Source organism: Streptomyces sp. NPDC057010 (genome assembly GCF_042673805.1).
In the GTDB taxonomy this organism is placed as follows: domain Bacteria; phylum Actinomycetota; class Actinomycetes; order Streptomycetales; family Streptomycetaceae; genus Streptomyces.
Genome location: NZ_JBHUSC010000035.1, coordinates 41672 through 59432 on the forward strand (window position 1 = coordinate 41672; position 17761 = coordinate 59432).

19 protein-coding genes and 1 riboswitch are annotated in these 17761 nt (G+C 73.4%); of the genes, 10 read left to right on the forward strand and 9 right to left on the reverse strand.

Annotation, left to right across the window (positions count from 1 at the left end; genetic code table 11):
• Positions 1 to 25: 25 nt before the first annotated feature.
• A riboswitch (cobalamin riboswitch) is annotated at positions 26 to 109 on the reverse strand.
• Positions 110 to 246: 137 nt separating this feature from the next.
• Both ACFTXQ_RS25415 and ACFTXQ_RS25420 read right to left on the reverse strand, forming a co-directional pair.
• The gene (locus ACFTXQ_RS25415) at positions 247 to 468 is read right to left on the reverse strand and encodes a hypothetical protein (RefSeq protein WP_382644510.1); all 222 of its coding nucleotides are present in this window, start codon (positions 466 to 468) and stop codon (positions 247 to 249) included.
• 33 nt (positions 469 to 501) lie between these two features.
• The gene (locus ACFTXQ_RS25420) at positions 502 to 1764 is read right to left on the reverse strand and encodes an anion permease (protein ID WP_382644512.1); all 1263 of its coding nucleotides are present in this window, start codon (positions 1762 to 1764) and stop codon (positions 502 to 504) included.
• 321 nt (positions 1765 to 2085) lie between these two features.
• Here ACFTXQ_RS25420 and ACFTXQ_RS25425 point away from each other — a divergent pair, with 321 nt between their 5' ends.
• Both ACFTXQ_RS25425 and ACFTXQ_RS25430 read left to right on the forward strand, forming a co-directional pair.
• Positions 2086 to 3255 carry an alpha/beta hydrolase family protein gene (locus ACFTXQ_RS25425; protein ID WP_382644514.1) on the forward strand — a complete coding sequence of 390 codons (1170 nt, stop codon included), beginning with the start codon at positions 2086 to 2088 and terminating at the stop codon, positions 3253 to 3255.
• A gap of 128 nt (positions 3256 to 3383) precedes the next feature.
• The gene (locus tag ACFTXQ_RS25430; RefSeq protein ID WP_382644516.1) at positions 3384 to 4793 is read left to right on the forward strand and encodes a hypothetical protein; all 1410 of its coding nucleotides are present in this window, start codon (positions 3384 to 3386) and stop codon (positions 4791 to 4793) included.
• 35 nt (positions 4794 to 4828) lie between these two features.
• Here ACFTXQ_RS25430 and ACFTXQ_RS25435 read toward each other — a convergent pair whose 3' ends face one another.
• Positions 4829 to 5224 (reverse strand): VOC family protein, encoded by a 396-nt coding sequence (locus tag ACFTXQ_RS25435; protein WP_382644518.1) that lies wholly within the window; start codon positions 5222 to 5224, stop codon positions 4829 to 4831.
• 69 nt (positions 5225 to 5293) lie between these two features.
• Complete coding sequence (locus tag ACFTXQ_RS25440) at positions 5294 to 6184, reverse strand: neutral zinc metallopeptidase (protein WP_382644520.1); 891 nt, start codon at positions 6182 to 6184, stop codon at positions 5294 to 5296.
• A 275-nt stretch (positions 6185 to 6459) separates the two neighbouring features.
• Here ACFTXQ_RS25440 and ACFTXQ_RS25445 point away from each other — a divergent pair, with 275 nt between their 5' ends.
• The 8 genes from ACFTXQ_RS25445 (at position 6460) to amaP (ending at position 11811) form a co-directional block, all read left to right on the forward strand.
• Positions 6460 to 8058, forward strand: coding sequence for an ABC-F family ATP-binding cassette domain-containing protein (locus tag ACFTXQ_RS25445; RefSeq protein WP_382644522.1), 1599 nt, complete (start codon positions 6460 to 6462; stop codon positions 8056 to 8058).
• Positions 8059 to 8411: 353 nt separating this feature from the next.
• Positions 8412 to 8633 carry a helix-turn-helix domain-containing protein gene (locus ACFTXQ_RS25450; protein ID WP_030010789.1) on the forward strand — a complete coding sequence of 74 codons (222 nt, stop codon included), beginning with the start codon at positions 8412 to 8414 and terminating at the stop codon, positions 8631 to 8633.
• 194 nt (positions 8634 to 8827) lie between these two features.
• Positions 8828 to 9607 (forward strand): enoyl-CoA hydratase/isomerase family protein, encoded by a 780-nt coding sequence (locus ACFTXQ_RS25455; RefSeq protein ID WP_382644525.1) that lies wholly within the window; start codon positions 8828 to 8830, stop codon positions 9605 to 9607.
• A gap of 85 nt (positions 9608 to 9692) precedes the next feature.
• Positions 9693 to 10136, forward strand: a complete 444-nt coding sequence (locus tag ACFTXQ_RS25460; protein WP_382644526.1) for an Asp23/Gls24 family envelope stress response protein — start codon at positions 9693 to 9695, stop codon at positions 10134 to 10136.
• Positions 10137 to 10154: 18 nt separating this feature from the next.
• Positions 10155 to 10340 (forward strand): hypothetical protein, encoded by a 186-nt coding sequence (locus ACFTXQ_RS25465; RefSeq protein ID WP_030010792.1) that lies wholly within the window; start codon positions 10155 to 10157, stop codon positions 10338 to 10340.
• Between the two features lie 7 nt (positions 10341 to 10347).
• Positions 10348 to 10719: a hypothetical protein gene (locus tag ACFTXQ_RS25470; RefSeq protein ID WP_382644528.1), complete on the forward strand. Its 372-nt coding sequence runs from the start codon at positions 10348 to 10350 to the stop codon at positions 10717 to 10719.
• On the forward strand, positions 10716 to 11249 hold the full coding sequence (locus ACFTXQ_RS25475) for a DUF6286 domain-containing protein (protein ID WP_382644530.1): 534 nt from the start codon (positions 10716 to 10718) through the stop codon (positions 11247 to 11249). Before ACFTXQ_RS25470 ends, ACFTXQ_RS25475 begins: the two co-directional genes overlap by 4 nt.
• A 4-nt stretch (positions 11250 to 11253) precedes the next feature.
• Entirely contained in the window at positions 11254 to 11811 is a 558-nt protein-coding gene (amaP, locus tag ACFTXQ_RS25480) for an alkaline shock response membrane anchor protein AmaP (protein ID WP_382644532.1), read from the forward strand.
• A 156-nt stretch (positions 11812 to 11967) separates the two neighbouring features.
• Here amaP and ACFTXQ_RS25485 read toward each other — a convergent pair whose 3' ends face one another.
• The 5 genes from ACFTXQ_RS25485 to ACFTXQ_RS25505 all read right to left on the reverse strand — a co-directional run bounded on the left by ACFTXQ_RS25485 (position 11968) and on the right by ACFTXQ_RS25505 (position 17633).
• Complete coding sequence (locus tag ACFTXQ_RS25485; protein WP_382644534.1) at positions 11968 to 12723, reverse strand: SDR family oxidoreductase; 756 nt, start codon at positions 12721 to 12723, stop codon at positions 11968 to 11970.
• A 9-nt stretch (positions 12724 to 12732) separates the two neighbouring features.
• A complete protein-coding gene (locus ACFTXQ_RS25490) occupies positions 12733 to 13545 on the reverse strand; it encodes an SURF1 family protein (protein WP_382644535.1) in 813 nt (270 codons plus the stop codon).
• Positions 13546 to 13628: 83 nt separating this feature from the next.
• Positions 13629 to 13862: a hypothetical protein gene (locus ACFTXQ_RS25495; RefSeq protein WP_075972011.1), complete on the reverse strand. Its 234-nt coding sequence runs from the start codon at positions 13860 to 13862 to the stop codon at positions 13629 to 13631.
• Positions 13863 to 13963: 101 nt separating this feature from the next.
• The gene (locus ACFTXQ_RS25500; protein WP_382644538.1) at positions 13964 to 14938 is read right to left on the reverse strand and encodes a DEDDh family exonuclease; all 975 of its coding nucleotides are present in this window, start codon (positions 14936 to 14938) and stop codon (positions 13964 to 13966) included.
• 49 nt (positions 14939 to 14987) lie between these two features.
• A complete protein-coding gene (locus ACFTXQ_RS25505; protein ID WP_382644540.1) occupies positions 14988 to 17633 on the reverse strand; it encodes an MXAN_6230/SCO0854 family RING domain-containing protein in 2646 nt (881 codons plus the stop codon).
• Positions 17634 to 17761: the final 128 nt, after the last annotated feature.

Genomic DNA, 17761 nt, shown 5'->3' on the forward strand with positions numbered 1-17761 from the left:
CCTGGTTCGACGTGTCCGGCGGCGAGAGTTCCTGGCTCCCGGGTCGCACGTGGGCGTGCTCCCCGGTGACAGTGGCGGGACCGCGCCGGATTCGCACCGGACTTCCTCTCCATGCCGCCGTATTGGCTCGGGCAGTCCACCACGCACCGCGAACGCCCGTCAACTCGCCGTTGACCTGCGGCGGGGTACGCGAAAACTCCCCCCGGGAGGAACCCGGAGGGAGCGTTCACACGTGGTGTCCCGCGGTTACGAGACGATCAGGTAGATCCCGTAGCCCACGGCCGCCGCGACGAGCGCGAAGCAGGCGTAGGCACCGCTGCGGGCGAGGGTGGCGGTGCCGCCCTGCTCGGTGGCGGTCTCGTGCTTGGAGAGGCCCACCAGACCCAGGGTGAACAGGGCCACGAGCGCGACGGTGGCGGAGAGGCTCACCCCGAAGACGGAGCCGAGTGCTGCCCAGTCGATCTTCATACTGCCGTTCCTCTGTGTGTCTCGGTGTCCCGGTCAGACCGCGGCGGCCGGAGCCGCCGGAGCCGTCGCGGCCGGGATGGTGGCCTTGAGGTCCTCGTCGGTCACGGCGGCGGTGGTGCCGGCGGCCGCGGTGGGCGGGACGGCGACGGCGGCCATGGCCGTGGTGACGACACCCGGCTCCTCGGCGCCGGCCGGCTGCACGTCGTTGACGTTGTGGTGGTCGACGACCTGGCGGCGGGAGATGAACCAGATGGCGGCGCAGGCGGCGACCAGGAAGACCGCGACGGCGGCGACGCCGACGTCACCGGTGCGCATGACCAACTCGGCGCCGGAGGCGACGAGGGCGGCGGCCGGCAGGGTCAGGCCCCAGGCGATGAACATGCGGGTGGCGGTGGACCAGCGGACCACGCCGCCCTTGCGGCCCAGGCCCGCACCCATGACGGCGCCGGAGCACGCGTGGGTGGTGGAGAGGGAGAAGCCGAGGGAGGAGGAGGCCAGGATGACGCTGGCGGCCGAGGTCTGGGCGGCGAAGCCCTGCTGCGGCTGCAGGTCGGTCAGGCCCTTGCCCATGGTGCGGATGATGCGCCAGCCGCCCAGGTAGGTGCCCATGGCGATGGCCATGCCGGCGGAGACGATGACCCAGACCGGCGGGTTGGAGCCGGGGGAGAGGGCGCCGCCGGCGACAAGCGCCAGCGTGATGATGCCCATCGTCTTCTGCGCGTCGTTGGTGCCGTGGGCCAGGGAGACGAGACCGGCCGAGGCGATCTGACCGGCGCGGTAGCCCTTGGTGGCGGTCTTCTCGCCGACCTTGCCGCCCAGCCTGTACGTGACCTTGGCGGCGAGCATCGCGGCCACACCGGCCACGATCGGCGCGGCGATCGCGGGGATGAGCACCTTGGTGACGACCACGCTGCCGTTGACGGCGTCGATGCCGGCGGAGGCGACCGCGGCACCGATGAGGCCGCCCATCAGGGCGTGGGAGGAGCTGGAGGGCAGTCCGACCAGCCAGGTGACGAGGTTCCAGAGGATCGCGCCGACCAGGGCGGCGAAGATCACTTCTGGCTGGATGCCTTCCTCGTTGACCAGGCCCTTGGAGATCGTCTTGGCGACCTCCACGGACATGAACGCGCCGACGAGGTTGAGCACGGCGGACATGGCCACCGCCGTCTTGGGCTTGAGGGCGCCGGTCGAGATGGTGGTCGCCATCGCGTTGGCTGTGTCGTGGAAACCGTTCGTGAAGTCGAACACGAGAGCGGTGATGATCACGATCCCGAGGAGAAGCGTTATGTGCTCCATTTACCCAGGCTTCTGTTTGGCGTCAGTGGCTCGGCGACCGTAGGCAACCTGGATGAACGGAAGGTGAACTGACTCGGGCCGATCGGTGTACTGGGTCGGCGTGCGATCGGGCTGTTCGTCCCGATTCTTTCGTAGATATATCGATTAATGCACGTCAAAGTCGGGTGAACGGACCCCTCCGCACGGCTGGTCCGCCCCCTAGGTCCACCCCGTCGGGACCCTGGAAGTGACTCACATCACTCCGCTTCCGCCTCCTGCGCACCATGGGCGGAACGATCTCCTCCGGTGGCCCGCCGGAGCGTGCGCCTCGACACTGGAGCGGTGCGTACCGCCACGACGACGGCAGCGGCCGTCACCACGACCCTCCTGGGAGCCGGCGCGGTCGCCGTCGCGGCCGCCGTCGCGAGCGGCCGGTATGCCGCCGACGCCGCCCTGCGCCCCGAACCCGGGCGGCCCCTGCCCGGCGGGCCGCGCCTCAGCGTCCACTCCACCGCCGCCGGCCGGGTCGCCCTGACCCTCCCCCAGCCTTCGGCCGGGGGTGCCCCCACCCTCGGCTCCCTGCGCCCCGGTACGTACGGACTGGACGCCCCCGGGGTGCACGCCGTGGTCGGACCGGTCCTCACCGACGCCGAGCACGACCCGGACACCGTCGTACGCAGGCTCCTCGCCGTCACCCACGGGAGCCTGGAACCCGGCACCCGGGTCACCCTCACCCCCCAGGTCCACCTCGGGAACCCGCGCACCGCCCTCGGCCTCGACCACGCCGACGTGGACGTCCCCGGCGAGCTCGGCGCGCTGCCCGCCTGGTTCCTGCCCGCGGCCCGCGACACCTGGGTCATCACCGTGCACGGGCTCGGCAGCAGCCGGGAGCACCCGATGGTGGTCATGCCCTTCCTGCACCGCCAGCGACTGCCCGTCCTCGACCTCGCCTACCGCGGCGACCTGGGCGCCCCCGCCTCCCCGGACGGCCTCGGCCACCTCGGCGAGTCGGAGTGGCGCGACGTGGACGCCGGCATCCGCTACGCCCTGCGCTACGGCGCCAAGCGCGTGGTCCTGCACGGCTGGTCCACCGGCGCCGCCATGGCCCTGCACGCCGCCGAGCGCTCGGCGCTGGCCGACCGGATCTGCGGACTGGTCCTGGACTCGCCCGTCCTCGACTGGCACGCCACCCTGCGCGCCCTCGCCGCCGCGCGCCACACCCCGGCCGTGGTGCTGCCGCTCGCGGTCCGCGCCGCCGAGGGCCGCGCCGGGCTGCGGGCCGACCGCCGGCCCCCGGGCGCGGACCCCGGCGCACTGCGCGTCCCCGTACTGATCTTCCACGGCCCGGACGACACGCTCGCCCCCTGGGAGCCCTCCCGCCGGCTCGCCGCCGCCCGCCCCGACCTCGTCACCCTGCACACCGTGCGCGGGGCCGGCCACGGTGCGATGTGGAACGCCGATCCGGCCCGCTACGAGGAGGCATTGCGCCGTTTCCTGACCCCCCTCATGTGACGCGACGGTGAAGGGCCTGTGGCGGCCGGGACCCCGAGGGCCGTTCATGCCGGTATGTGCCCCCGGTGTGCAGTGGAAACGACCGGTTCCGTTTGGGCTTTCGGCCAGTGACGGGCGAGACTGCTTCCGTGACGTCCCGAAAGCCTGATGAGCAGTTGGCTCGCGACTCCAGACTCCGACTCGTCTCCCCGCGTTCCGTCGCCACGGCCCGCAAGGCGGTGACGGACCGACGTAACCGGCCCGCCCCGAGGCCTCCGGCGGGCACACCCGCCACGGCCGACCTCGCGAACCGGGCCCGGGCCTCGCTCGCCGACGCCGTACGCCTGACCCGCTGGGCCGAACGCAACCTCGGTGCCGGGGACGGGGGCCGGCCCGCCCCCGCGGGCGCCCTGCCCGCCACCGACGTCGAACGCGCCGCGGCGGAACTGAACCTGACGCACGGCCAGATCAGAGTCGGCTGGGACCGCGCCCGGCTCGCCGGACTCGTCGAGGTCCACGGCGGCCATGCCCGGCCCGGCTGGCGGCTGCGCGCGTGGGACCGCGACGACACCGCCGTCCTGCGCGGCTGGGTCGCCCTCTTCGACGCCTGGTCGCTCGTCCACCCGGCCCCCGCCGACATCGCCCCCGCGGCCGTCGCCGAGGTCGTCGAGGCGATGCCCCAACTCCTGTCCCTGCTCCAGCTGTCGGCCGGCCCCGTGACCGTCCCCGACCTCCTCGACCTGCTCGGACAGCGCGTCACCGAACTGCGCGACGAGCGGTGCGAGGTCCCCTACGACGCAGGGCCCCCGGCCACCGGGACCGCGGAGAACCGGCCCGTCCCGCTCGCCCGGCTGCTGCGCTGGGCACTGGGCGGACTCGCCGCCGTGGACGCCGTCACCCTCGGCCCCGCCCGCGCCACCCTCACCCCGCTCGGCAGCTGGGCGGTCTGGGTCAAGCTCGAGCAGATCTGCGTCGCCGCGCAGAGCCCCGCCGGGAACATCGAGCAGTCCGCCGCCGCCATGCTGCACGGCTGCGCCCGGCTCACCCCCGGCCCGGCCCGCGCCGAGTACCAGGCCTGGCTCGCCGCCCGCCCCGTCGGGCACGCCGTCGCCGAGCTCCTGCAGGCCGCCCGCGGCGAGGACGCCCTGTTGCGCGGGCTCGCCTTCGAGGCGCTGCGCGTGGTCGGGGCCCCCGCCGAGCCGGAGGTGCGCGCCACCGTACGGGAACCCGCGCTGCGCCCCTACGCCCTGCTCTGGCTCGCCGAGCACGACGGGGTCGACCCCGACGACGCGCAGGACGTGCTCACCCCCGAGGAGTCGACCTGGCTCTGGGTGGACACCGCGGCGGCCATCGCCGACCACGGCGAAGCCGACCTGCTGGCCCGCCACCTGGACTCGGCCGTCCGCACCACGGTCCCGCGGCTGCTGGACGAGGTCCGGGCCGTCGGGCATCCGCGCACCGTGCAGGTCCTGGTCGCGCTGGCCGCCGCCCACCCCGACCCGGCCCTGGCCAAGGCGGTCCGCCGGGCCGCCTTCCAGGTCCACACCGGCGGCGCGTAGCGGTACGGACGAACGCGCCGCGGGTCCCTGACGGCTCAGACCTGCGGCGCGTACGTCCCGAAGCTCCAGATGTTGCCCTCGGCGTCCCTGGCCATGTAGTCGCGGGAGCCGTAGTCCTGGTCGGTGGGCTCCATCAGGATCTCCGCGCCGTGCTCCGCGGCCCGCCGGTGGTGCGCGTCCACGTCCTCGACGACGACATAGACCCCCGAGGGCCCCGCATCCGCCATGGCCTTGTCGAAGACGCCGCCGGTGCCCTTGCTGCCCAGCATCACCACGCCGTTGCCGTAGGCCAGCTCCGCGTGCACCACCGAGCCGTTCTCACCCTCGTACACCGCGACCTGGCTGAAGCCGAAGGCCTCGGTCAGCAGCCGGATGGCCGCCTTGGCGTCGCGGTAGACCAGCGTGGGACTGATGGACGGAACGCCTGCCATGACGACCACTCCCTCTCGTGACGGTGACCCACGTCACAGCATGGCAGGCGCCACCGACAGCCGGAGCCGTCAGCGGAAGGTGTTGCACTGGGCCATGTCGCCCGTGCGGTAGCCCTGGTAGAACCACTGCTGGCGCTGCTCGGCCGACCCGTGCGTCCAGGACTCCGGGGTCACCCGGCCCTGGAACTTCTCCTGGATCCGGTCGTCGCCCACCGCGGCCGCCGCGTCCAGCCCGTCCTTGATGTCCGCGTCGGTCAGGACCTTGATCAGCGGCCGGCCGGTGGACTCGTCCGGTGTCCGCGTCGCGTTGTGCGCCCACACCCCGGCGTAGCAGTCGGCCTGCAGCTCCACCTTCACGGCGTTGCTGTTGGCGCCCGGCTGTCCGTCCTGGGCCCGCTGGAGCGTCCCCATCAGGTTCTGGATGTGGTGCCCGTACTCGTGGGCCACCACGTAGGCCTGGGCGAAGGGGCCGCCGCTCGCGCCGAACTTCGTCCGCAGGTCCTCGAAGAACCCCAGGTCCAGATAGACCTTGCGGTCGCCGGGGCAGTAGAAGGGGCCGACCGCCGAGGTGGCCGTCCCGCACGCGGTGTTCACCCGGCCGGTGAAGAAGACCGTGGACGCCGGGGTGTACGTGCCGCCGCGCCGGGTGAACTCCTGCCTCCAGAAGTCCTGGGTGCTGTTGACCACGGCGACCAGCCGGCAGTCCTCCCGGGCGTTCGCGGACCGCCCCGTCTTGCAGGCCTGCTTCACCTCGTCGACGGAGGAGGAGGCCGGCGACGGCTCCTGGTCCCCGGAGGACAGCCCCAGCTGCTCCGGCCCCACACCGAACAGCAGGCCCATGACCAGGGCGATCAGCCCGACGATGCCGCCGCCGACGGTGGCCCGCCCGCCGGGGATGCGGCTGCCGCGCCGGTCCTCGACCTCGGAAGTGTCCAGACTGGCGTCGTCGTCGAACTGCATCCCGCACCGCCCTCTATCCGTCCGACCGGGGGCCACCTGTCCGCCCTGCGGCGAGTATCAACCCCTTCATCCTGATACGCGCCCCGGCCCGCCGGGGCGATCCCTGGGCCGAACGGGGGACAAGCGGGAGAGGCGCCCGGGGCCCCGGCTCCCCGAAAAGTAGTTGCGCACCCCCGGTAGAATGACTCCCATGGCAAATCTCCTCGCGGATTAGCGGCGTCGAAGCTTCGCGTCCTGCCCCCCTTCCGCCGTCCCCCCCGCCCTGGAGTATTTCCGTGATCACCGCCACCGGCATCGAGCTGCGCGCCGGCGCCCGCGTCCTCATCGAGTCCGCCTCCTTCCGCGTCGCCAAGGGCGACCGCATCGGCCTGGTCGGCCGCAACGGAGCGGGCAAGACCACCCTCACCAAGTGCCTCGCCGGCGAGGGCCAGCCCGCCGCCGGCACCATCGCCCGCTCGGGCGAGGTCGGCTACCTCCCGCAGGACCCGCGCACCGGTGACCTCGACGTCATGGCCCGCGACCGGATCCTCTCCGCGCGCGGCCTCGACGTCCTGCTCAAGAAGATGCGGATGAACGAGGAGCGCATCTCCACCGGCTCCGGCGCCACCCGCGAGAAGGCGCTGCGCCAGTACGAGCGCCAGGAGACCGAGTTCCTCACCAAGGGCGGGTACGCCGCCGAGTCCGAGGCCGCCACCATCGCGGCCGCGCTCAGCCTGCCCGACCGGGTCCTCTCCCAGCCGCTGCACACCCTCTCCGGTGGTCAGCGCCGCCGCGTCGAGCTCGCCCGGATCCTCTTCTCGGACGCCGACACCCTGCTCCTCGACGAGCCCACCAACCACCTCGACGCCGACTCCATCGTGTGGCTGCGGGACTACCTGAAGAACTACCGCGGCGGCTTCATCGTGATCTCCCACGACGTCGACCTGGTCGAGACCGTCGTGAACAAGGTCTTCTACCTCGACGCCAACCGCGCCCAGATCGACGTCTACAACATGGGCTGGAAGCTCTACCAGCAGCAGCGCGAGGCCGACGAGAAGCGCCGCAAGCGCGAGCGCCAGAACGCGGAGAAGAAGGCCGCGGCCCTGAACTCGCAGGCCGACAAGATGCGCGCCAAGGCGACCAAGACCGTCGCCGCGCAGAACATGGCCAAGCGCGCCGAGCGGCTGCTGTCCGGCCTGGAGGCCGTCCGCGTCTCCGACAAGGTCGCCAAGCTGCGCTTCCCGGACCCGGCGCCCTGCGGCAAGACCCCGCTGACCGCCGAGGGCCTGTCGAAGTCGTACGGCTCCCTGGAGATCTTCACGGACGTCGACCTGGCCATCGACAAGGGCTCCCGCGTGGTCATCCTCGGCCTCAACGGCGCCGGCAAGACCACCCTGCTCCGTCTGCTCTCGGGCACCGAGAAGCCCGACACCGGCACGGTCACCCCCGGCCACGGCCTCAAGCTCGGCTACTACGCCCAGGAGCACGAGACGCTGGACCCGGAGCGCACGGTCCTGGAGAACATGCGGTCCTCCGCGCCCGACCTGGACCTGGTCGCCGTGCGCAAGACGCTGGGCTCCTTCCTGTTCTCCGGCGACGACGTGGACAAGCCCGCGGGCGTGCTCTCCGGCGGCGAGAAGACCCGTCTGGCCCTGGCCACGCTGGTCGTCTCCTCGGCGAACGTGCTGCTGCTCGACGAGCCCACGAACAACCTGGACCCCGCCAGCCGCGAGGAGATCCTGGGCGCCCTGCGCACGTACAAGGGCGCCGTCATCCTCGTCACGCACGACGAGGGCGCCGTGGAGGCGCTGGAGCCGGAGCGGATCATCCTGCTCCCGGACGGCGTCGAGGACCTGTGGGGACCGGACTACCGGGACCTGGTGGCCCTCGCCTGACCGCCCCCGGGCCGCTGATCCAATTCCTTATGGATCATTCGGCTCAGGGGTGATCCATCATCTGAGTGAGACGGTCTCGTACCGTTGCACGGCGTACGACGGCCCCGGCCGCACCCCCCAGCGGGAGCGGCCGGGGTCTTGCGTTTTCCGGTGCCCCGCCCCTGACCTGGCGATTCCCCGTGAAGGCGGGGAAGTGTGACGGAGGTCATGCAGCGGAAGAGAAGATTCCGTTCTGCTCGGGTGTCCACCAGTCGAGAAATGCCACCGTACCGACCTTGCTGAATGGGTGGCCAGGAAGCGTGGGAGGGGTGATCATGAGAAGTCCAGAGCGCACTTCCCATGAGGAGGCACGGGTGGCCGAGACTCTGAAGAAGGGCAGCCGGGTAACCGGCGCCGCGCGCGACAAGCTCGCGGCAGACCTGAAGAAGAAGTACGACTCCGGTGCGAGTATCCGGGCGCTGGCCGAAGAGACCGGCCGGTCCTACGGATTCGTCCACCGGATGCTCAGTGAGTCCGGGGTTTCGCTGCGCGGTCGCGGTGGCGCGACGCGGGGCAAGAAGGCGGCTACGGCCTGACCCCGTTTCTCAGTGGCACCAACGGCTCAAGGTCAAATGTTCGACGTTCAACACTTCAAGGCAAGGCTCCAAAGGCGTCACATGGTCCAGCAGAACCTTCGGTGACCCCCGGTCGGCCCCGCGGTCGGCTGGGTGGTTACTGTGCAGTCACTTAGGCCGGGATCGCGGCCGCGGACTGCACACCGGAGGCATGGATGACTCTGCTCGACAAGGACGGCGTACGACTCACCGTCGACGACACGGTCGCCACGGTGACACTGACCAATCCGGCCAAGCGAAACGCCCAATCCCCCGCGCTCTGGCGGGCTTTGGCGGAGGCCGGAAGGTCGTTGCCGGGCACCGTCCGGATCGTCGTGCTGCGCGGCGAGGGCAAGTCCTTCTCCGCCGGGCTCGACCGGCAGGCGTTCACCCCCGAGGGTTTCGAGGGCGAGCCGTCCTTCCTCGACCTGGCACGCGGTTCGGACGAACTGCTCGACGCCACCATCGCCGAGTACCAGGAGGCGTTCACCTGGTGGCGGCGTAACGACATCATCTCCGTCGCCGCCGTGCAGGGGCACGCGATCGGCGCCGGCTTCCAGCTCGCGCTCGCGTGCGACCTGCGCGTGGTCGCGGACGACGTCCAGTTCGCCATGCGCGAGACCAGCCTGGGTCTGGTGCCCGACCTCGCCGGTACCCAGCCGCTGACCTCGCTCGTCGGCTATGCCCGCGCGCTGGAGATCTGCGCGACGGGCCGCTTCGTGCATGCCGAGGAGGCCGAGCGGATCGGCCTCGCCAACCTCGTGGTCCCGGCGCAGGAGCTCGACGCCGCCGTCCAGGACCTCACCACCGCGCTGCTGGCGCCGCCGCGGGACGCCGTCATCGAGACCAAGGTCCTGCTGCGCGACGCGCAGTCCCGGCCGTACGACGACCAGCGGTCCGCCGAGCGCGCCGCTCAGGCGCGGCGCCTGCGCGACCTGGCGGGCCTGTCGGATTGAGGCGAGCGGCGTAGTCCCGGCGCGGGAGCGGCCGTGCGCGCTTAACGTGGTGCGGAGTGAGTCCGCACGCGTGAAGGGACGAACGATGACCGAGTCCGCACCCGCACCCGCATCCGGGAGCTCCGGCAAGGCGCCCGGCGACCGGGGCCGCACCACCATCGAAGGCGGAGTGGTCGAGAAGATCGCCGGGCTGGCCGCGCGCGAGGTGGTCGGCGTCCACGCCATGGGCAGCGGCAGCGGCCTCTCCCGTACCTTCGGCGCCGTCCGCGACCGTGTCCCCGGGGGGCAGAAGGCCGCCGTCAGCCGCGGGGTCAAGGCGGAGGTCGGCGAGGTGCAGACCGCCCTCGACCTGGAGATCGTCGTCGACTACGGCGTGTCGATCCGCGACGTGGCCCGGGCGGTCCGTGAGAACGTCATCTCGGCGGTCGAGCGGATGACCGGCCTGGAGGTCGTCGAGGTCAACATCGCGGTCAGCGACGTCAAACTGCCCGACGAGCCCGACGACGAACCCGAATCCCGGCTCCAGTAGCCGAGAGGAGCCACGCAGATGAGCATGGCGATCGCCGGCCTCTTCGCCGGCATGGCCCTGGCGTTCGCCGGATACTTCGGCGGCTTCGGAGCCTTCCTGCTGGTGGCCGCCCTCGGCGCCATCGGCTTCGTCGCCGGCCGGTTCCTCGACGGGGACCTGGAACCCGGGGACCTCTTCCGCCGCCGCGACGACCGGCGCGGGTGAGGCGCCGGTGGACACTCCGTCCCGGGCCACGCCGCCCCTGGTGCCGCCCGCCGACCGGGGGGCCACCCGTATCGCCGACCGGGTCGTCGCCAAGATCGCGGCCCAGGCCGCCCGGGAGGCGCTCGCCGCACCCCCGGAACAGGCCGCCGCCCCGCACGCGACCGTCACCGTGCACCACGACATCGCACGGGTACGGGTGAGCCTGGAGCTCGATTACCCCTCCGACCTCGCCGCCCAGTGCGCGGCCGTACGGAGCCGGGTGGTCCGGTGCATCGAGGAGTGCGCGCAGATGTCCGTACCCGAGGTGGACATCGACATCGAGCACCTGCACTCCACGCACACCCGCTCCGTCGCCGGCCGGGACCGGCGGCTGCGGTGAGCGGCGCGCACCGGTTCCGCTCCGCCCGGCGGATCCCGGCCGCGCTCACCGCTCTCGTACTGCTGGGGGCGTCGGCGCTGTTCCTGTACGACCTGGCCGCCGTGCGCGCCCACCGGCCCGGCATGGGCTGGCGCCGCGAGCTCGCCCACGCGCTGGACCGGCACACTCCGGCCGACCTGGGGGTGCTGCTGGGCGGCGGGGCCCTCGCCGTGGCCGGGGCGGTGCTCCTGCTGCTGGCGTTCACCCCCGGGGTGCGCGGGATCCTGCCGATGCGGGCGCCGGATCCGGCCGTACGGGCAGGGCTCGGGCGGAAGGACGCGGCGCAGGTGCTGCGGGACCGGGCCATGGAGGTGTCCGGGGTGCGGTCGGTCCGCGTCAGGGTGGGGCGGTCCCACATCGGGGTGCGGGCCACCTCGCACTTCCGGGAGCTGGACGACGTACGGGCCGACCTGGACGCGGTGCTCGCGGTCGGCATCGAGGAACTGGGGCTGGCGCACGCGCCGCATCCGCGGGTACGGGTCAGGAGGTGAGCGGATGCTCGGGGTGGTGAACCGGATCCTGCTCGCGGTGGCCGGGCTGGTCCTGCTGGCTGCCGGGGTCTCGGTGTTGGCGGCGTCCTGGCCGCTCGGCGGCCGGAACGCCCCGCTGCTGACGCAGGAGGCCCGGCGCCGGTACTGGCACGCCGAGGGCTGGTGGTGGTGGGCGCTGCTCGCCGGGCTGGGGCTGGCCGTCCTGCTGGCGCTGTGGTGGCTGCTGTCCCAACTGCGGCGCGCGCGGCTCTCGGCGGTGGTCGTGGACACGGGGGACGGGGCCTTCGCCGTGCTGCGGGGGCGCGCCCTGGAGGAGGCGGTGGCGGCGGAGGCGGGCGCGCTGGACGGCGTGGCCCGCTGCCGGGTCGCGTTGCGCGGGCGGCGGGGCTCGCCCGCGCTGCGGGTCGCGCTGGAACTGGAGCCCCACGCCGTTCCGGCCGACACCCTGGCAGCCCTCGCCGGTCCGGTCCTGACCCACGCCCGCCACTCGGCGGGCCTGGCCGAGCTCCCGACGGAGGCTCGCCTGAGGGTCACCTCCCATCGAGCCCAACGGGTCACGTAGCCCTGCGGCGCCACTCCCGGGGGCTCCGCGCCTCAAAAACGGGGCTGGATTCGGCTCCTGCCGTCCGCTCGGTGCGGCTGGATGGCCCGCGGGCAAGTCCAGCCCCGCCGGCGTTTGAGGCGCGGGGTTTGGGGCGGAGCCCCAAGAGACGGCGGGTCAGAAGCCGTGGCGGGAGCCGCCGTCGACCGGGAGCATGATGCCCGTCAGGTACGAGGCGGCCGGGGACAGCAGGAAGGCCGCCGCGCGGCCGAACTCCTCCGGGGCGCCGTAACGCCGCAGCGGGATGCGCGACTCGTGCCCCGCCCGCGCGGCGGCGGCGTCGCCGGACAGCGCGTCCAGCTCCCGCACCCGGTCCGTGTCGATCCGCGCCGGCAGCAGCCCGACCACCCGGATCCCGCGCGGACCGAGGTCCACGGAGAGGGACTTCGCGAAGCCCGCCAGCCCCGGGCGCAGCCCGTTGGAGATGGTCAGGCCGGGGATCGGCTCGTGCACCGAGCCCGACAGCACGAAGCCGATGACCCCGCCCTCGCCCAGTTCGGCCGCCGCCGCACGGGCCAGACGTACCGCGCCCAGGAAGACGGACTCGAAGGCCGCCGTCCACTGCTCGTCGGTGTTGTCGGCCGCCATGCCCGGCGCCGGGCCCCCGACGCTGATGAGGATGCCGTCCAGGCGCCCGAACCGCTCGCGCGCGGTCGCCACCAGCCGCGCCGCCGCCTCCGGGTCGGAGTTGTCGGCCGCCACACCCACGGCGTTCGGGCCCAGCGCGGCCGCGGCGTCGGCCGCCCGCTTCTCGTCCCGGCCCGTCACGACGACCTTCGCGCCGTCGGCGGTCAGTTCACGCGCGGAGGCGAAGCCGAGGCCGCGCGTGGCCCCGGTGACGATGTAGACACGGTCCTTCAGTCCAAGATCCATGCCGACACGCTACGCCGTCGCGGTCGCCCGCCCCGACTCGGTGCCGGATTCGGATTCGGATGCGGCTTTCGCGGCCGCTTCCTCGCGGTCGCGCTTCTCCCGCCGTACGAGGACCAGCCACCCCACCGGCACCGCGGCCGTGAACAGCCACCACTGCACCGCGTACGCCATGTGGGGCCCGATCGAGTCGTGGTCGGGCTCGGCGACCGTCTCGGGGCTGCCGTCCGCGGGGACCGGAGCGGTGAGTTCGAGGTAGCCGCCGAGGACGGGCCGGCCCAGGTACTCCGCCTGCTGCGCGCTGTTGATCAGCATCACCTGGCGGTCCGGGAGGCCCTTGCGGTCCTTGATGCCGCTGCCGCCGCTGGTCTCGTCGGCCTTCAGCCGGCCGGTGACCGTGACCTCGCCCGCGGGGGCGGCCGGCACCGGCGGGTAGGCGCGGGGGTCGTCGCCGCCGGGCACCCAGCCGCGGTCGACCAGCACCACCCGGCCGTCGCCGAGCACCAGCGGGGTCACGACGTGGAAGCCGACCTTGTCGTCGTTCGAGGTCCGCATCCGTACGACCACCTCGTGCGCGGTGTCGTACGTGCCGGTCGCGGTGACGGCGCGCCAGAAGTCCGCGCGCGGGACCGTGTGGCCGGGGGAGGTGACCTCCGTCACGGAGACCGGCTTCGCCCGCAGGTTCGCCTCGATGAGCTCGTTCTGCGCGACCCGGTGCTCATGCCGGTGGAACTGCCAGAACCCCAGCTTGATCGTCGCGGGGACGAGGGCGAGGGCGAAGAGGGTGAGGCACACCCACTGCCGGGTCAGTACAAAGCGGTACACGCCCACGACGGTACCCCCAGCGGCGAGGACCCCGGCGGCCGGGTGGCCGTCCGGGGTCACGGGGAGGGGAGGAGGGGCGGGGGTCAGACGTGGTCGACGATGCCCACCTTCCCTTCCGCGCGGGCGCAGTGCCCGCCGCAGAACCACTGTCCTTCGACCTCCACGCCCTGCCCGATGATCTGGACCCGGCAGTGCTCGCAGATGGGCGCCATGCGGTGGATGGCGCAGGAGAAGCAGTCGAAGACGTGCACGGCGCCCTGCGCGTGCACCTCGAAGGACATGCCGTAATCGTTTCCGCAGACCTCACAACGTGCCATGCGCCGCATGCTCCGCACGCCGGCGGACCGGAACAAGATCCACCGGGGTGAGTCGCCGCGCCTGCACCCACCCGGCGCAACGTCCGCCCCGATCCGGCGCCTCAGTCCTCGGCCGCCGCCACGTCCCGCAGCAGCTGCGTGAAGGCCGCCTCGTCGAGGATCGGGGTGCCGAAGGACTTCGCCTTGACCGTCTTCGAGGTCGCCGAGTCGGGGTCGTTCGTCACGAGCAGGCTGGTGAGCCGCGACACGCTCGTCGCGACGTGCAGGCCCGCCTCGACCGCACGGTCCTCCAGCAGCTCCCGGTCGACGGAGGTGTCACCGGAGAAGGCGATCCGCATGCCCTGCTTCAGCGGCTTGCCGTCCTCGAAACGCCCCGGGTTCGGGTACGGGCACGGCGGCCGCTTGCGCGAGGCCCGCCAGGTGCCGCCGCCCCCGTACGAGGCCTGGTAGCCCACCCGTGGTGCGGCGGGGGAGTCGGACCACTCCGTCAGCGGCCGGCACTCCAGCAGGGGCAGCCGTACGCCGTCGCGCGCGGCCGCGTGCAGCGACGGACGGAAGGCCTCCGCCAGCACCCGGGCGTCGTCGAGCGCGTGGTGGGCGCGCTGCTGGACCACCCCGAAGTGCGCGGCGAGCGACTCCAGCTTGTGGTTGGGCAGCGGCAGGTTCAGCTCCTTCGACAGGGCGATGGTGCACAGCCGCTGACGGACGGGCGCGGTCTCGGCGGCCCGCGCGTACTCCCGGGCGATCATCTGCCAGTCGAAGATGGCGTTGTGCGCGACGAGCACCCGGTCCGCGAGCCGGTCCGCGAACTCCTCGGCGATGTCCTTGAAGAGCGGGGCGTCGGCGAGCATCGCGCTCGTCAGACCGTGGATCCACACCGGTCCCGGATCCCGCTGCGGGTTGACCAGGGTGTACCAGTGGTCCTCCACGTTGCCCTGCGCGTCGAGCCGGTAGACGGCGGCGGAGACTATCCGGTCGTCGCGAGCGAGCCCGGTGGTCTCCACGTCGACGACCGCGTATCCCTGTGGGTACGCGGTCGGCCACATCGTCTCTGCGGTCGTACGGTCGTCGAGCATGGTCACAGAGGATATCGGCACGGACTGACAGCCGTGGCCCGACGGCCCCTCAGCCCAGCTCCGCCACCAGGTCCCCGGCCGCCACGGAGTTGAGGGAGGCCGGCACGTCGACGGGGCCGGGGAAGAGCCGGTACGCCGTCCCCGAAGCCCCCGCCAGGGCCGCGGTCGCGTGCACCAGGGCGAGGAACACCCGCTTTCCGGCGGCCGCTTCGGCGACCCCCGCGTCGGCGTCGCGGTGCGCCCACCGCTCCTCCGGATCGCGGAGCGCGCCGATCCTGGCGGCGAAGGCCGTCACGTCCTCGTCCGGGCGGCGGCGGTGCAGCCACAGCTCGTCGAACATCCCCGGCCGGGTGGAGCGGCGCAGGACGGTCACCTCGCGGGACCGGGCGGCGGCGCGCCACAGCAGCAGGTCCCACAGGGTGAGCCGGGCGCCGGAGCCGAAGTGTTCCCACACGTCGCGGGCCACGGCCGCCAGCCGCTCCCCGTGCGAGGCCACGCTCTGGAAGCCGCCCGACGGCGGCAGGTGGACGTCCGCCCACAGGGCCCGGCGGGCGGCCAGGTCCACCACCATCGGCATGCACACCCGTGACGGCCCGGCGAGGTCGAAGCGCTGCCGGACGGTGCGCGGGTCGTACGAGGAGTCGCGCGGGCGGTCCGCGGGCAGGGCCATGAAGCCGGCGAAGGCGTCCGGCAGCGCGTCGAAGGGCACGTCGTCGAAGCTGAAGACCAGCGGGACCGCGTAGACGTCCCCGTTCTCCGCGAGGGCGGCCAGGTCCAGGTCCACGTACTCGGTGGCGCCGTCCGGCGCGGGCGCCGAGGTGAGGTCGCCCGAGTGGGTGGCGGCCCCGCGCGGCCCGTGCCGCAGGCTCGTGTAGTCGCACAGGCCGGTGAACTTCCAGTCGGCGTCGAAGAAGGCGACGGACAGGTCGAGGTCGGTGCGGTTGCCCGCGGGCTCCGTCCAGTGCAGGAACAGCCGCAGCACCTCGCCCTCGGGCAGGGTCTGCACGCTGCCCCGCGGCACGGCCACCAGCGCCCTGGCGGCGGTGCGCTCGCCGAAGGGCACGGTGATGTCGGCCAGCCCGGCCTCGAGGACGGCCAGGTCGTATGGCTCGTCCCCGGCGGCGGCGAACCGCCGCAGCACCTCCCCCTCCAGCCGGGCCACCACCGCGGCGACGAGCGGTGCGGGCAGCGGGGCCCGTTCCTCCCACGCCACCTGGGCGTGGGCGACCCGGCCGCGCGGGAAGAACACCCGGCGCCCGCCCCTGCGGTCCTCGGCCCGGGTCCGGAGCGCGCCGAGCGCGGACAGCAGCGGTCCCGCGCCGACGCGGGGCAGTCCGCGCGCCAGTGCCTCCTCCAGCTCGGGGACGAGTTCCCCGCCCGGGTGCAGGCGCAGCAGGTGGTCGAGGCGGCGTACGAGTTCTCCCGGCCGCTGTCCGGCCAGTGCGGCGGCCGCTCCCGCGTCCCCGCGGGCGAGGGCCGCCTCGATGCGGCCGGCCCAGGTGGCGGGCCGGATCCGGTCCCCCTCCACCCGGACGGCCTCCGGGTGCGCGGCGGCCGTCTCCAGCAGCGCCGCGCCGAGCGGGGTGGCGGCGGACACGGCGGTGCCCCGCAGCACGGCGAAGGCGAGCGCGGCCCGCGGATGCCGGGCGTGCCGCTCGAAGGGGTGCAGGCGTTCGGCGGCCCGCTTCCAGGCGACGGGGTGCCGCAGCAGGTCCTCGACCAGGTACTGCGGGTTCAACGCGTCGAGCACGGAGAGGAGTTCCCGGCGCAGCGGCCGGCCGGGGTTCGCGAACCGGGGCAGCGGCAGCAGGCCCGCCTCCCCGCCGGACAGCACGGCGAGCAGCCGCAGTACGTCGGTGGCGGTGGTGAGGTGGCGGGCGAGATGCGGCCGCGCCGCGTCCTCGGTCCGCCAGTTGCCCAGCAGAGTGCCGAGGACCAGCGCCTTGGTCTCCCGTACGGGGATCTCCGCGGGGAGCCAGCCGAGGTCCGCCGGGGCGGTGGGGAGCAGGAGGCCCAGGTCGTCGCGGTCCTCGGGGGACAGCGGGGTCTGCCGGGCGAGCAGCGAGGCGACCACCCGGCCGCAGTCCTGCGGCAGGTCGGTGCCGAGCCGGAGCAGCCGCAGCGGGCCCGGCGGTATGCGCTCGGCCCCGCGGGCGGCACGGGCCGCCTGGCCCGCCCGGCCGGCGTGCTCGTCGGGCTCCGGGTGCAGGAAGGGATCGGCCGGGTCGACGCGCCGGTGGCAGACCGGGCAGCCGGTGTAGTCGGCGCCGTCCCAGCAGGCTCGGCACACCAGGTGCGCGCAGGGGGCGACGGGGTGCACCGTGCCGGTCTCGCCGCACAGCACGCACGGCTGCTCGGGTTCCTGGAGCAGCAGCGCGAAGACCCGGCTGACGTACCAGCGCTCGGTGTCGTGCGGGATCGAGAAGGGGAAGCGGCGGAAGAGCGGCCTGTGCACCCGGTCGGCGCCGGTCAGCCCCTCCACCAGCGCGAGCAGCCGCAGCCGCTCCTCGGCGAGGTCGGTGGGCGCGAGCACCGAGAGCGCCGCGTGCAGCTCCGGGCCGAGCGCGTGGCCGCGTTCGAGGAGCTCGCCCTCCAGGGGCCGGACCCCTTCGCGGCCGGGCGAGACGGCGGCCGGCGGCCGGTCGACGTAGAGCGTTCCCAGCCGGCGCAGCAGGACGGACTCGATGGCAGACACTGGTGGCTTCCCCTCCGCGAACGACAAAGCGGGGGCGGAGAGTGGGCGCGCGGGTTCTTTTGTAAAGGAATGAGAAGGATGCACGCCGGGGAGCCGCCCCCGCCCGGCCGATCCCATCACGCGCCCGC